Raw genomic sequence first — 12,662 nt, 5'->3', positions numbered from 1 at the left:
CCGGCGCACCCGACACGCCATCAGAACGAGCGTCACGAGCGTCATTTCAGCGTCAAGACATCGCCTGTAACGCCCATACCGCGCATAAAATGCAGGGGCAAACGCAGGCCAGGAGCCCTTTGCGGCCGGCTCCAAGATCGCCACCACTCCACGTGATGCGCCACAAGAAAGAGGTCCACACGGAACAGGTTAAAGAAAACTACAGGTCAGCGGCTTACATGGCGCAAATCGAACTCAAGATCAATGTGCATTACGGGCGCCATGGGCGCTACGTGCGCACTGCCGACGCACACTCGCAGACCCCCAGAGGGACCTCCAGGCCCGCAGCCACCAGACGAGCGTGCGACGGCGCCGCGCCGCCGGAATTGCTTCGGGCGGCGCGGCGCGGTTGGGCGGGCCGGCAGTGGTCCTCAGCCGCTGCCGAGCAGCAGGTCGCGGTGGGTGACGAACTCCGTGTTCGCCCGGTCGTAGTCCTCGGGGCGCCCGATGTCCATCCAGTAGCCGTCGAACTCGTACGTGGCCGGGGGCGTGCCCTGCTTCAGCAGGTCCAGGACCAGTTCGTCGAAGCCCAGCGGAAGGCCCGGGTGGTAGCCCTCCAAGGTCGTGCGGCTCAGCCCGTACACGCCCATGGACACCTGGTAGGCCAGGCTCGGTTTCTCCCGGAACTCGGTGACGCGACCCTCGTCCGTGGAGAGCACGCCGAAGTCGATGGTCACCTGCCGGTTGTGGGTGGCGATGGTCAGTGGGGCTCCCCCAGTGCGGTGCCGTTCGAGCACTGCGGCGTAGTCCAGCGAGGTGAGGATGTCGCCGTTCATCACCAGGAAGGTCTCGGGCAACCGGTCGCGCATCATGACCAGCGGGCCGAGCGTGCCCAGCGGGCTGTCCTCCACCGCGTACTCGACCTCCAGGCCCCATTGGCTGCCGTCGCCCACGTAGGCGCGGATGATGTGGCCCAGGTGTCCGATCGCAAGGGTGACCCGGGTGAAACCGGCCGCGGACAGCTGCCGCATCACGATCTCCAGGATCGCGTGCTGGTCGCCGATGGGGACCAGGGGCTTCGGCAGCGCAGTGGTGTAGGGCCGCAGCCGGATGCCCTTGCCACCGGCCATGATGAAAGCGTGCATGATCAAGTCCCTTCTGCGGAGGTGGTGCACTGTGAGCCGAGTGGTGTGGGCCAGGCGCGGTGCCTAAGGTGAGCGGGATCGTGCTGTCAAGTTCCAGGTGATGAGGTCGTGTTGTTCCCCTACATCGGCTCCGGCCCCTACTGCTTCTCCAACTCGCTCGCCATGGCGCTGGGGCCGGGTTCACCCGGCACGCCAGTGCTGGAGGTGCTGACGGGGTCACCGTTCGGCTTCCAGCTGATCGACGGGGCGCTGCCGTTCTTCGACCCCTTCGGCTGGGACCCGGAGAACGGGCTGGAGTCGGCCCTCGGGCTGCTCGGGTGGGAGTGCCTGCGCACGGACGGCGAGAGCCCGGAGGAGGCCGAGGAACGGCTGCGCCGGGCGGTGGAGCGGGGCCCGGTACTGGCGGGGCCGCTGGAGATGGGCCTGCTGCTCCAGCAGCCCGGTTCCGGCACGGCCGTCGGAGCCGACCACTACGTCCTGGTGGTGGCCGTCGAGAAGGACACCGTGGTCTTCCACGACCCGCACGGCCACCCGTGGGCGACGCTGCCGGTACCGGCCTTCCTCGCCGCCTGGCAGGCCGAGCAGATCGACTACGTGGACCGGCCCTTCGTGATGCGGACCGGCTTCACCCGCAGCCGGGAGACCACGGCCGCCGAGGCCGTACGGGCCTCGCTGCCGCGGGCCGCGGAGCTGCTGCGCGCCCACGAGACCTCCGCCGGGTCCGACCTGCCGCCCGGATCGCTCGGCGGCGCCGCGGGCCTGGAACGGCTGGCCGAGCAGGTGGCGGACGGGCTCGACCCGGACATCCGGCAGATGATGGAGAAGTTCTCCCTCCGGGCCGGTGCCCGGCGCACCTCGGACGCGGCCTCCTGCCTCGCGGGCATCGGCTTCGCCGGCTCGGCCGGGGTCCTGACCCGCCAGGCGCGGATCCTGGGCGGCCTCCAGTACCCGCTGGTGACGCTGGACGACGCGGCGGTGGTCGCCGGACTGCGCGAGCTCGCGCCGACCTACGAGGAGCTCCGGGCGGTCCTGCTCGCGGAACTCGCCGGCCAGGACGGCGCGGGGGCCCCCGGAGCCGCCCCCGCGGGCTGACCCGCGCCGCCCGTCCGCCGGTGCGGAGCCGGGGTCAGTCCAATGCATCGAGTCGCCCCTCCAGGCGGCGCAGTTCGTCCTCCGGCGGTACGGGCGCCCCGGCCGGCAGCTCCGCGACGATCCGCAGGACGTCGCAGGCCGGTCCGGCGACGCGGCGGCCGCCGCCCAAGAGGTCGAAGGCCGAGTGGTGCAGCGGGCAGCGGAGCAGCATGCGCTCGGCATCCAGGTGGCCGTAGCGCATCCAACCCTTGCGGTGCGGGCAGACGGCGTCGGTGAGCAGCCGCCTGCCGCCTGCCTCGACCAGGATCAGCCGTTCGCTGACCTGCTGGACGCGGGAGTCCTGCGGGGGATGGGCGGTCTGCGGGGCGCCGGTGTCCCGCGCGTCCTCGGAAGCGGTGGTGGTCATGCCCCGCCCGCCTCCCGGGCCAGGGATATCGCCGTCTCCGTCGCGTCGTGCACGATCGCGCTGGTCAGTTCGACCCCGGCCCACACCTTGGCCAGGTCGAGCCCGCGCGCCGCCTGGGTCTCCCGGATCGCCACCCGCATCTGTTTGCTGTGGTAGGTGTCGATGTACAGGTGCTCGGTGTAGTACCGGGCCGCCTTCAGGCCGAGCCGCCGGGCGGCCTGGGCGAAGCTGCGGAACCCGTAGAGCACGCTGGCCTCGAAGTACGCATAGCCGCCGAGGAAGTACTCCGGGGAGGGCGCGCGCGAGGCCAGCCAGTGGAACATGTTGACGTAGGCGTGGCTCTGCGGGCTGGCCCCGGCCCGGTATGCCTCGACCTCGGTCGGCATGTCCAGCTCGCGCAGCAGCTCGCGGTAGAGCTCCGAGTGCGCCTGGTCGTCGTTGCCGCAGCCCAGTTCGTCCACCATCACGCGGAACACGGCCATGCCGGCCTTGTAGGGCAGTCGCGGGACCACCGGCAGCAGGTTGAGCGACTCGGTGAGCCCGTCGAGGGCGAACTCGCCCACGACGACGCGGAACTGGTCGAGGGTCGCCTCCTCCGCGAGGAACCGGTGGCTGTCGGAGGCCACCGTGCCCTCCCGGGCGAGGAAGCCGGACAGCTCGCGCAACAGCTCGGTGTGCGAGGCGAACTGCGGGGCGCTGCGCCGGTGGCCCTCGGCGATCGCGTCGATCCAGCGCTCCTCCATCCCGAGCATCTCCTCGTACCCGGCGGCCGTGGGCACGCTGGTGTAGAGGTCGTACAGCCGCTTCTGGTCGATCGCGGTGCAGGGTGTCCAGTGGTCGGTCGGTGCCGTGGTCATGCGGTGCTCCAGTGCGGCTCGGGTCGAAAGTCACCGGTAGGGCGGGGCGAGCCCGTTGGTAGGGTGACGCCGTTGATCAAGTGGCCGGTCGTCCTTCCGCCCGCTGGGGGCTGCGGGACGCGGGCGGGAACGGGGTGGTCATGGTGGCGGCGCAGCGTCCGAGGGTGGACCACGGCGATCCCTGGTTCCGGCGGTACCCGGTCGACGGCGCCCGGGTGCGGCTCGTGTGCTTCCCGCACGCGGGCGGCACCGCGACCGGCTACTTCGGCTGGCCGCAACTGCTGCCGGACGGCGTCGAGTTGCTGGCCGTGCAGTACCCGGGACGGCAAAACCGGATCGCCGAGCCCTGCTTCGAGTCCCTCCCGGAGCTCGCCGCCGCGGTGGCCGTGGCCCTGAAGGCCCATACCGGCCTCCCCCTCGTGATGTTCGGGCACAGCATGGGTTCTGCGGTGGCCTACGAGGTGGCCCGCGCCCTCCGGCAGGACGGGCAGGAGGTACCGCGGCTGATGGTGTCCGGACGCGGCGCCCCGCACGTCGGCTACGGCGGCCGGCGCCGTCCCGGCCTGGACGACGCGTCGCTGATCGCCGTGGTCCGGGCGCTGTCCGGCACCGACGCCGACGCCTACGAGCACCCCGACATGCGGGAGCTGCTGATGCCGTCGCTGCGCGCCGACTACACCATGCTGGACCGCTACCGACCGGCGGCGCCCGAGGAGCGGCTGGACGTACCGGTCACCGTGTTCGGCGGCGAGGACGACCCGGCCTGCCCGGTGGCCGAGCTGGCCAGCTGGGAGGAGGTCACCGGCGCCGGGTCCGAGGTGCTGACCTACCCCGGCGGCCACTTCTACCTGCGCGAGCACGAGCGGGCCCTGGTGGCCGAGGTGGCCCGCCGACTGCCCCTTGCGGGCGGCCCCGCAGCCTGACCGCGGCCCGGAACGGCCGTCCACCGCGGGACGCGGCCGGATCCCGGTCATCCGGCACCCACCAGGTGGCCGGGGTCGGCGGCGGCCCGCTCCAGCAGGGCGAGGTAGCCCTCCGCGAGCTCCCGGGCGGCCGCCGCGCCGATGCGGTCGAGGTCGTGCTCCAGCCGGCCGGTGAGACCGCCCGCGTCGTCCTCGTCCAGCGCGAGGGTGAGGTCGAACTTCGCGGTGCCGGTGTCGCAGGGCACCACCTCGCACGCCAGGCCCGGCAGTGCGGGCCCCCGGGACGGGGTGCTGCCGTAGGAGAACATCAGCTGGAAGAACAGGCTGTGCCCGCGGCCGCGGGCGGGCCTCAGCTCCTCCACCACCCGCTCGAACGGCACGTCCTGGTGGGCGAGCGCCTCGCGCACGGTGCGGCGCACCGAGGACAGCAGCTCGCGGAACGACCGGCTGGGCTCCAGCTCGGTCCGGAGGCAGAGCGTGTTGACGAACATGCCCACCAACCCGTCCAGTTCGGGCCGGTCACGGCCCGAGGTGAGGGTGCCCACGACCAGGTCGCGGGCACCCGTGGCCCGATGCACCTGCTCCTGGAAGGCGCTCAGCAGCACCATGAACAGCGTGGCCCGCTCGGCCCCGGCGAGCTCCCGCAGCCGGGCGGTGAGCGGGGCGGGCACGGAGAAGGCGTGCACGGCGCCCCTGCCGCCACCGCCGCGGCGGTGGCCTGCGAGAGCAGGCCCCTCGGGGGCTGCGGGCAGGCGAGTGGTCTCCGGCGCGCCCGCGAGCTGCTTGCGCCAGTACGCCAGCTGCTCGTCGTACCCCTGCTCGGCCGCCTGCCGGTGCTGCTCGCGGGCCCAGTCGGCGTAGGAGGCGGCGGGGGCCGGCAGCGCGGCGTCGGTGCCGGCCGCCGCGGCGGCGTACAGCGGGCCGAGCTCGTCGAAGAGGACCTCCATCGAGCCGCCGTCGAAGACGATGTGGTGCAGGACCAGCACCAGCAGGTGGTCCTCGGGGCCGCGGCGGACCAGGGAGGACCGCAGCAGCGGGCCCTGGGTCAGGTCGAAGGGCTCGCGCACCAGCCGCGCCACCACCGCGTCGGCGGCGTCCCAGCCTTGCCCGGTCAGGTCCAGCAGGGGCAGCTCCGGCCGGTAGGGGTCCCGCAGGATCTGCACCGGCAGGCCGCCCTCGGTCGCGAACACGGTGCGCAGGGCGGCGTGCCGGGCGACCAGGGCGCCCAGCGCCGTGTGCAGGGCGGCGCGGTCCAGCGGTCCGGAGAGCCGCAGCACCACCGGCTCGTTGAACCGGGGCGAGCCGGGGGCGAGCTTGTGCAGCAGCCACATCTGCTGCTGGGCGAAGGCGGCCGGGACGGCTCCGGGACGGCCATCCTCGTCGGCCGAGACGGGGGCCGGGTGCGGTTGCGGCCGGACGGCGTCGGGGGCGGCGCCCCCAAGCTCCGCGGCGAGCGCGGCCACCGTGGGCGACTGGAACAGGGTGCGCTGGCGGACGTCCGTGCCGAGCCGGGCGCGGCAGGCGGCGGCCAGCCGGACGGCGGTCAGCGAGTCGCCGCCAAGCTCGAAGAAGTCGTCGTCCGGTCCGATCGGGGCGGTGCCGAGGACCTCCTCCCAGACTTCGGTCAGCGCTGCCTGGAGCGTGGTGAGCGGGGTGCCCGTGCCCGTCCCGGCCGGGCCGGAGGACAGGTCGAGGGGGAGCGTGCGCAGGGCCTGCCGGTCCACCTTGCCGTTGGCGTTGAGCGGGAGGGCGGGCAGGGCCGCGAACCTCGCGGGGACCAGGGCCGGCGGCAGCACCTCCCGGAGCCGGGCGCGCAGGCCCCGCACCTGCGGCTCCCCCGCCCACACGACGCAGGCGACCAGCTGGTCCGCGCCGGAGTCGTCCGGCCGGGCCAGTACGACGCTCTCCAGGACGCCCGGGAACTGGCCGATGGCGTTCTCGACCTCGCCGGGCTCGATACGGATGCCGCGGACGTTGAGCTGGTAGTCGATGCGGCCGAGGAACTCCAGCGCCCCGCCGGGCAGTCGGCGGGCCAGGTCCCGGGTCCGGTACATCCGGCCGCCGGGCCGGTCGGTGAACGGGTCCGGCAGGAACCGGTCGGCGGTGAGGGCGGGGAGTCCGAGATAGCCGCGCGACACCCCGGGGCCGCCCAGATAGAGCTCCCCGGCCTCGCCGTCGGGCACGGGCTCCAGCCGGTCGTCCAGGACGTGGGCGCGCACCCCCGGCAGCGGGGTGCCGATGGGCAGCCGGTCCCAGCCGCGGATCTCCTCGGGGCCGGCCTGGGTCTCGTACAGCAGCTGCGAGACGGTGGCCTCGGTGGCGCCGTACTCCTGGACCAGGCGTACCCCGGTGGCGCACCAGTCGGCGACCCGATCGACGGCCACGGGTTCGCTGCCGACGACGAGCAGCCGGAGCGAGGACGGGGCGACCGGCCCCTGCCCGCCGTCGAGTTCACGCAGCCACTCGTACCAGTAGGACGGGGTCAGCTGGAGGACGGAGACGCGTTCGCGTTCGACGAGGGCGAGCAGCCGGGCGCTGTCGGCCAGTTCGCCTTCGGGGTCCATGACCAGGCAGGCTCCGGCGGCCCAGGTGGCCAGGACCTCCTCGGCTGCCACCGAGAAGCCGACGGAGGCGAACTGAAGGACCCGGTCGGCCGGGGTGAGGTCCAGGCGGCCGGCGATGCCCCTGGCCAGGGCGGCGAGCGCCCCCTGGCCGAGCGGGACGCCCTTCGGGCGGCCGGTGGACCCGGAGGTGTACGCGATCCAGCCCAGGTGCCCGGGGTGCGGCGGGGTCCTGGTGTCCGCTCCCTCGTCGTCGGCGGCGGCGCCCGCGGGCGGCGTCGCGTCCCCGGCCTCCACGAGCAGGACGCGGGCGGTGTGCGCCGGGAGCCGGTCGGTCAGGCCGGTGCCGGTGAGCAGCACCGGGGCCCGGACGTCGCCGAGGACGAACGCGAGCCGCTCGGCCGGGTAGGCCGGGTCCAGCGGTACGCACGCCCCGCCCGCCTTCAGCACGGCGAACAGGGCGACGGCCAGTTCCACCGAGCGGTGCAGGTGGATGCCGACGGGGACGTCCGGGCCGACGCCGGCCCGGCGCAGCCGGCCGGCCAGCAGTGTGGCCCGCCGGTCGAGTTCCCGATAGCTGAGCCGGGCGCCGCCGCAGCGCAGGGCGTCGGCGTCGGGGGTGCTGCGGACCCGCTCCGCAAGCAGGGCGGGGAGGGTGTCCGGCGCTCCCGCGGAAGGGTCGGGGCGGTGGGGGGAGTTCACGGGACCAGTACCACCTTCGTGGCCTGGCCGGAGTCGAACACCTTGAAGCCTTCGGCGGCCTCGGCGAGCGGAAAGCGGTGGGAGATGACGAAGGTGGGGTCGATGCGGCCGTTGCGGATCAGCGGCATCAGCCGGTCGCGGGAGCTGATCGGGTCGCCGACGGCGAACCGGAGCGTGAGCTCCTTGCCGAAGGCGAGCCCCGTGGGCATCGGCATGGCCGCAGAGGCGTGCGCCCCCACGGCGCACACGGTGCCGCACGGCCGGACGATCTCCAGCGAGCTGAGCAGCGAGGCGTCCACCCCGACGGCTTCGAGGACCACGTCGGCACCGCGGCCGCCGGTCAGTTCGCGGACCTGCTCGACGAGGTCGTCGCCGGTCTCCAGGGGCACCGCGCCCTGGGCCTCGGCCATGGCGCGCCGGCCGGGGGCCGGGTCGATCGCCAGGACGCGGGCCGCGCCCATGAGCTCGGCCGCTTTGAGGGCCATCAGGCCGACCGGGCCGCAGCCGACCACTGCGACCGTGTCGCCGGGCCGGACCCCGGCGCGTTCGGCGGCGGCGTAGCCGGTGGCGAGGATGTCACCGACGAACAGCGCCTGTTCGTCGGTGACCCCGTCGGGGACGGGGCTGAGCACGGTGTCGGCGAACGGCACCCGGACGTACTCGGCGTGGCCGCCGGCCACCGCGGTGGAGCCGACCACGGTGTCGTAGCCGAACAGGCCGACCTCGGCGCACTGGTAGTGCCAGCCGCGCCGGCAGTACCAGCACCCGCCGCAGGCGATGACGTCGGAGGCGACCACCCGGTCGCCGGGCCGGAAGCCGCGCACGCCGGGGCCGGTCTCCTCGACGACCCCGGTGAACTCGTGGCCGGTGACCGTGCCCGGGGTGAAGCCGGGGATCTCGCCGCGGTAGGGGTGGAGGTCGGTGCCGCAGATCGCGGAGCGGACCACCCGGACCAGGGCGTCGCCGGGGCCGGCGAGGGCGGGCACGGGGGCGTCGAGGACGCGGACGTCGTAGGGGGCGTGCCATTGCAGGGTCTTCATCGGGTCGTTCCCCCGTGGGTCGTGGCGAGGAGCCCGGCTGCCGCGCCGCCCATCAGGGAGGCGTACTCGGCCGGGGTCAGGGCGGTGCCGTCGGGCCAGAGCGAGCCGTCGGTGGCGAGCTCCCGCATCCGGGACACCGAGTCGGTCATGGTGCAGAAGGGGTGGTCGGTGCCCCACAGGAGGCGGTCCAGGACGCCGAGGGAGCGGGCCCGCGCGAGGGCGGCGGCGACCATGGTGGCCGGGCGGTACCAGCTGAAGATCGACAGGTCGGCGTGGACCCGCGGGTGCCGGGACATCAGGTCCAGGGCGGTATCGGTCCAGGGGGTGCCCAGGTGGGCGAGGATCAGCCGCAGGCCGGGGAAGTCGGTGGCGACCCGGTCGAGCAGCCGGGGGGAGAAGAACCGCGGGTCCGCCTTCTTCGCCGGGGTGTAGCCGGTGTGCACCAGGACCGGAACGTCCAGTTCCTGGGCGACCTCGTACACGTCGTTCCAGCGCGGGTCGGCCGGGGACATCCGCAGGTAGCAGGGGGCGGTCTTGAGTCCGGCGAGTCCCAGCTCGGTGACGGCCCGGCGGAGTTCGTCCGCGGCGCCGGCGGTGCCGGCGTCGACCGAGGCGAAACCGGTGAACCGGTCGGGGTGGCGGGCGCAGATATCGGCGACGAACTCGTTGGGGACCTTGAACCCCTCGATCCGCTGGACGTCGAAGGCGAGGAGGAAGGCACGGTCCACCCCGGCCTCGTCCATGTGGGCGAGGAGCCGGCCCTCCGGCGCGGTGAGGGCCTCCGGCGGCATGCCGGTGGTGGCCATCATCTCCTCGGCGAAGGCGGCGGTGTAGTGCCGGTAGAACTCGCCCGCGTGGACATGGGCGTCGATGATCACGCGTGGGCCTTCCGTCGTTCGGTCCAGGTGGCCAGGTGCACAGCCTTGGGGCCGAGGTCGAGAGGTTCGGCGCGGCCGTCTTGGTGGAGGGTCGTACGGACCGGGCGGGGGGCGTGGTTGATCACCAGCGCGCAGCGCTCGTCCCCGCGTCCGAGGACGGTGACCTCGACGTCGGGGTCGTCCACGGTGGGTCCGGCCAGGAGTTCGCCGGTGAGGCCCTCGGCGGCGGCGACGTCGGCGTACAGCTGATGCCAGGGGGCTTCCCGGAGCCGGTAGGGGGCGTTCAGCTGCCGCTCGAACGGGGCGTTGAGGTGGTACGCGACGCCCTGGCCGTAGCGGTGCCGGGTGAGGGCGGGCGAGCCGTCGGGGAACTCGGCGAGGACCTTGGCGGTGGTCGCGGTGAGCACGGGCAGCTGGCCCGGTTCACGCTCGAGCTGGTAGAGCGTTCCCTGCCAGGTGAAGGAGTCGACGTCGGCCGCCCGCAGGGTGAAGTCGGCGGTCCGCACCCCGAACAGCTCCTCGCCGCCGAAGCCGTGCAGCAGGTCGCCACCGGTGTAGAGCAGGACGCCGCCGGCCGCCACGTACCCGGCCAGGGCCTGCTGGTCCGCCAGGGTGAGGTGGCGGACCGAAGGGCAGACCAGCATGCGGTGGCCGCCGGGGCCGTCCGGGGCGGCCGGGACGCCGGAGGTGAACGCGTACGGCAGGTGGGCGCGTTGCAGCAGCTGGGCGGCGTAGAAGCCAGCCGCCGCGTCGGAACCGCCGCTCGCGAGGTAGCCCGCATCGCCTTCCTCCCGGTGTTCCGGCAGGTGGATGCCGACGGGGGCCGGAAGCGGGCGGAACCCGGCCAGTTCGCCGGTGGCCCGCCGGGCGAAGTCCCGGAAGGCCGCCATGGCCGGTTTGGGCGTGCCGTCGGCGCGCAGCAGGCCCACGAAGCGTTCGTTGGGGCGCAGGGCGTAGGGCTTGCGCTCGGTGATGAAGTCCTGCCAGCACCAGACGATGACTCCGCAGGCGCCGGCGGCCAGTGCGGCGTGGGCGGCGGCCCGCAGGTAGTCACGGGCGGTCTCCTCGTCGCAGCCGTAGCTGCCGAGCTCGTCGACCAGCACCGGGCGGTGGGCGAGGCCGCGGCGCACCAGGTACGGCACGAAGGAGCTGGCCTTGGGCGCGGCCACGGACTCCATGTGGAACGGGGTCCACACCGGGAAGCCGTGCAGGCCCACCAGGTCCAGCGGTGCGGCGTGCTCGGGGCGGAAGGAGTGCTCCCCGGTGACCGCCGACGCCTCGTTGGCCTGGAGCACTAGGGCGCCGGGGTGGGCCTCGCGGACGGCCCCGGCCAGCAGGTCCCACCAGCGGCGTACGCCCTCGGGTCCGAGCGATCCGGAGGCGTTCCGGTCGACGTGGATGACCTCGTCGCCGAGGTCGTACGCGAGGACGTCGCGCCCGGCGTCGCGCAGGGTCCGTGCGATGTGCCGGACGTAGCCGAGCTGGCGCTCGGTCATCTCCGGGTCGTGCCAGAGGTCCCGGCCGGCCCGCCAGGGCGGGTCGAAGCGCTGTCCGTTCATCCAGATGGTCAGCAGCGACGGCAGCAGCTGCAGCCGGTGGCGGGCAGCGAGGGCGGCGAAGGTCCGCAGCCGCTCGGTGGCGACCGGGTCGTACGCGCCGGGCTCGGGTTCGAAGTCGGCCCAGAAGACGAAGAACCGGACGGTGTTGAAGCCGAGTTCGGCCATCCGTGCGAAGTCGGCGCCGATCTGCTCGGGGTCCCAGTCCCGCCAGTAGTCGCACCCGGTGGACGAGGGATGGTAGTTGAAGCCCACGCTGAAGTACGGCTCGCCGTCCCGCAGGAACCCGCCGTCCCGGAGAGTGTGTCGATGGGCCTGGTGCGCGCTCATGCGCCTACCCCGGCAGCCCCGGACAGGGCGTCGCGCAGGGCGTGGACGACCAAGTCCGTGTCGTCGTCGGACATGTCCACGTGCAGCGGCAGCGACAGCTGGCGTTCCATCACCCGTTCGGTGACGGGGAGGTCGCCCTCCCGGTAGCCGAAGCGTTCCCGGTAGGCGGTGAACAGGTGGCTGGGCGGATAGTGCACCCCGCTCTGCACGCCGGCCGCGCGCAGCGCGTCCTGGACCGCGCCGCGGGCCGCTCCCTCCGGCAGCAGGACCGCGAAGAGGTGGTGGGCCGCGAGTTCCACGGGCCGGTCGTGGTAGGGCAGGCCGAGGCCGGGGGTGCCGGCGAGACCGCGGCGGTAGCGGCTGACGATCTCCTGCCGCCGCCGCTGCCGCTCGGGCAGGTCGGCCAACTGCACCAGGCCGATGGCGCTGCCGAGTTCGGTGGGGCGGTAGTTGAGGCCGAAGGAGTCGACGTCGTAGAGGGAGGGGCCGCCGCGGTGGCGGTCCTGGGCGCTGACGGTGAGCGCGTGCGAGCGCAGCCGGCGGATCCGGTCCCGCAGCCGCGGGTCCCGGGCGACCACCATGCCGCCCTCTCCGGTGGCCAGGTTCTTGGTGGCGAAGAAGCTGTAGCAGCCGATGTCGCCGACGGTGCCCAACGCGCCGTGCGCGGAGCGGGTCGCGGGGGCGTGCGCGGCGTCCTCGACGAGGGCCACGCCGTGCTTGCGGGCGAGGGCGGCGAACGCGGGCAGGTCGGCCGCCTCCCCGCCGTAGTGCATGGCGACGACGGCCTTGGTCCGGGGGGTGATGCGGGCGGCGACGTCGCCGGGCGCCACGCACAGGTCGTCCGGGCCGGTGATGTCGGCGAAGACCGGGGTGGCTCCGCAGAGGGTGACGACGGCCGCCGCGGAGACGAAGCTCAGCGACGGGAGCACCACCTCGTCGCCGGGGCCGAGGCCGAGGGCGAGGAAGGCCAGGTGCAGGGCGGCCGTGCCGTTGCTGACCGCGACGGCGTCGTCGGCGCCCGCGGCCCGGGCGAACGTCTCCTCGAACTCCCGGGTCACCGGCCCGTTCGACAGCCAGCCCGAGCGCAGCACGGTCGCCACGGCATCGGCCTCGGCCGAGCCGAGCCGCGGCCGGTAGAGGTTCACCTTCCAGTCGGACATCTTTCCACCATCCCCCCGCGCGCCGGTGGTGCG

At 73.8% G+C, this 12,662-nt stretch carries 10 protein-coding genes; 2 read left to right on the top strand and 8 right to left on the bottom strand.

Annotation, left to right across the window (positions count from 1 at the left end):
* Positions 1-410: 410 nt before the first annotated feature.
* On the bottom strand, positions 411-1,124 hold the full coding sequence (locus tag OF819_RS25110; RefSeq protein ID WP_267245907.1) for a sugar phosphate nucleotidyltransferase: 714 nt from the start codon (positions 1,122-1,124) through the stop codon (positions 411-413).
* A 108-nt stretch (positions 1,125-1,232) separates the two neighbouring features.
* Here OF819_RS25110 and OF819_RS25105 point away from each other — a divergent pair, with 108 nt between their 5' ends.
* A complete protein-coding gene (locus OF819_RS25105) occupies positions 1,233-2,216 on the top strand; it encodes a hypothetical protein (protein WP_416370620.1) in 984 nt (327 codons plus the stop codon).
* Positions 2,217-2,250: 34 nt separating this feature from the next.
* Here the strand turns inward: OF819_RS25105 and OF819_RS25100 are convergent, their stop codons facing one another.
* On the bottom strand, positions 2,251-2,622 hold the full coding sequence (locus OF819_RS25100) for a Rieske (2Fe-2S) protein (protein ID WP_267245906.1): 372 nt from the start codon (positions 2,620-2,622) through the stop codon (positions 2,251-2,253).
* Positions 2,619-3,479, bottom strand: coding sequence for an iron-containing redox enzyme family protein (locus OF819_RS25095; protein WP_267245905.1), 861 nt, complete (start codon positions 3,477-3,479; stop codon positions 2,619-2,621). The genes OF819_RS25100 and OF819_RS25095 overlap by 4 nt, the downstream gene beginning before the upstream one ends.
* An 80-nt stretch (positions 3,480-3,559) precedes the next feature.
* On the opposite strand from OF819_RS25095, the gene OF819_RS25090 reads away from it, so the two are divergent.
* Positions 3,560-4,402: a thioesterase II family protein gene (locus OF819_RS25090; protein WP_267245904.1), complete on the top strand. Its 843-nt coding sequence runs from the start codon at positions 3,560-3,562 to the stop codon at positions 4,400-4,402.
* Positions 4,403-4,449: 47 nt separating this feature from the next.
* On the opposite strand, the gene OF819_RS25085 is transcribed toward OF819_RS25090, so the two are convergent.
* The 5 genes from OF819_RS25085 to OF819_RS25065 are packed head-to-tail and all read right to left on the bottom strand — an operon-like array spanning position 4,450 to position 12,629.
* Positions 4,450-7,665: an amino acid adenylation domain-containing protein gene (locus OF819_RS25085; protein ID WP_267245903.1), complete on the bottom strand. Its 3,216-nt coding sequence runs from the start codon at positions 7,663-7,665 to the stop codon at positions 4,450-4,452.
* Positions 7,662-8,705 (bottom strand): alcohol dehydrogenase family protein, encoded by a 1,044-nt coding sequence (locus OF819_RS25080; protein WP_267245902.1) that lies wholly within the window; start codon positions 8,703-8,705, stop codon positions 7,662-7,664. Before OF819_RS25080 ends, OF819_RS25085 begins: the two co-directional genes overlap by 4 nt.
* Positions 8,702-9,583, bottom strand: a complete 882-nt coding sequence (locus OF819_RS25075; protein ID WP_267245901.1) for an amidohydrolase family protein — start codon at positions 9,581-9,583, stop codon at positions 8,702-8,704. Before OF819_RS25075 ends, OF819_RS25080 begins: the two co-directional genes overlap by 4 nt.
* A complete protein-coding gene (locus OF819_RS25070) occupies positions 9,580-11,469 on the bottom strand; it encodes a beta-galactosidase (protein WP_267245900.1) in 1,890 nt (629 codons plus the stop codon). Before OF819_RS25070 ends, OF819_RS25075 begins: the two co-directional genes overlap by 4 nt.
* Positions 11,466-12,629 carry a DegT/DnrJ/EryC1/StrS family aminotransferase gene (locus tag OF819_RS25065; protein WP_267245899.1) on the bottom strand — a complete coding sequence of 388 codons (1,164 nt, stop codon included), beginning with the start codon at positions 12,627-12,629 and terminating at the stop codon, positions 11,466-11,468. The genes OF819_RS25070 and OF819_RS25065 overlap by 4 nt, the downstream gene beginning before the upstream one ends.
* Between the last annotated feature and the right edge of the window lie 33 nt (positions 12,630-12,662).

Source organism: Streptomyces sp. PR69 (genome assembly GCF_026420845.1).
Classification (GTDB): Bacteria; Actinomycetota; Actinomycetes; order Streptomycetales; family Streptomycetaceae; genus Streptomyces.
The sequence above is the reverse complement of the archived record's forward strand: the minus strand, read 5'-3'. Positions and strand labels throughout refer to the sequence as shown.

Coding starts and splice junctions, on each gene's coding strand:
- OF819_RS25100 (WP_267245906.1), bottom strand. CDS start 2,622: ATGACCACCACCGCTTCCGAGGACGCGCGGGACACCGGCGCCCCGCAG.
- OF819_RS25095 (WP_267245905.1), bottom strand. CDS start 3,479: ATGACCACGGCACCGACCGACCACTGGACACCCTGCACCGCGATCGAC.
- OF819_RS25110 (WP_267245907.1), bottom strand. CDS start 1,124: ATGCACGCTTTCATCATGGCCGGTGGCAAGGGCATCCGGCTGCGGCCC.
- OF819_RS25080 (WP_267245902.1), bottom strand. CDS start 8,705: ATGAAGACCCTGCAATGGCACGCCCCCTACGACGTCCGCGTCCTCGAC.
- OF819_RS25065 (WP_267245899.1), bottom strand. CDS start 12,629: ATGTCCGACTGGAAGGTGAACCTCTACCGGCCGCGGCTCGGCTCGGCC.
- OF819_RS25070 (WP_267245900.1), bottom strand. CDS start 11,469: ATGAGCGCGCACCAGGCCCATCGACACACTCTCCGGGACGGCGGGTTC.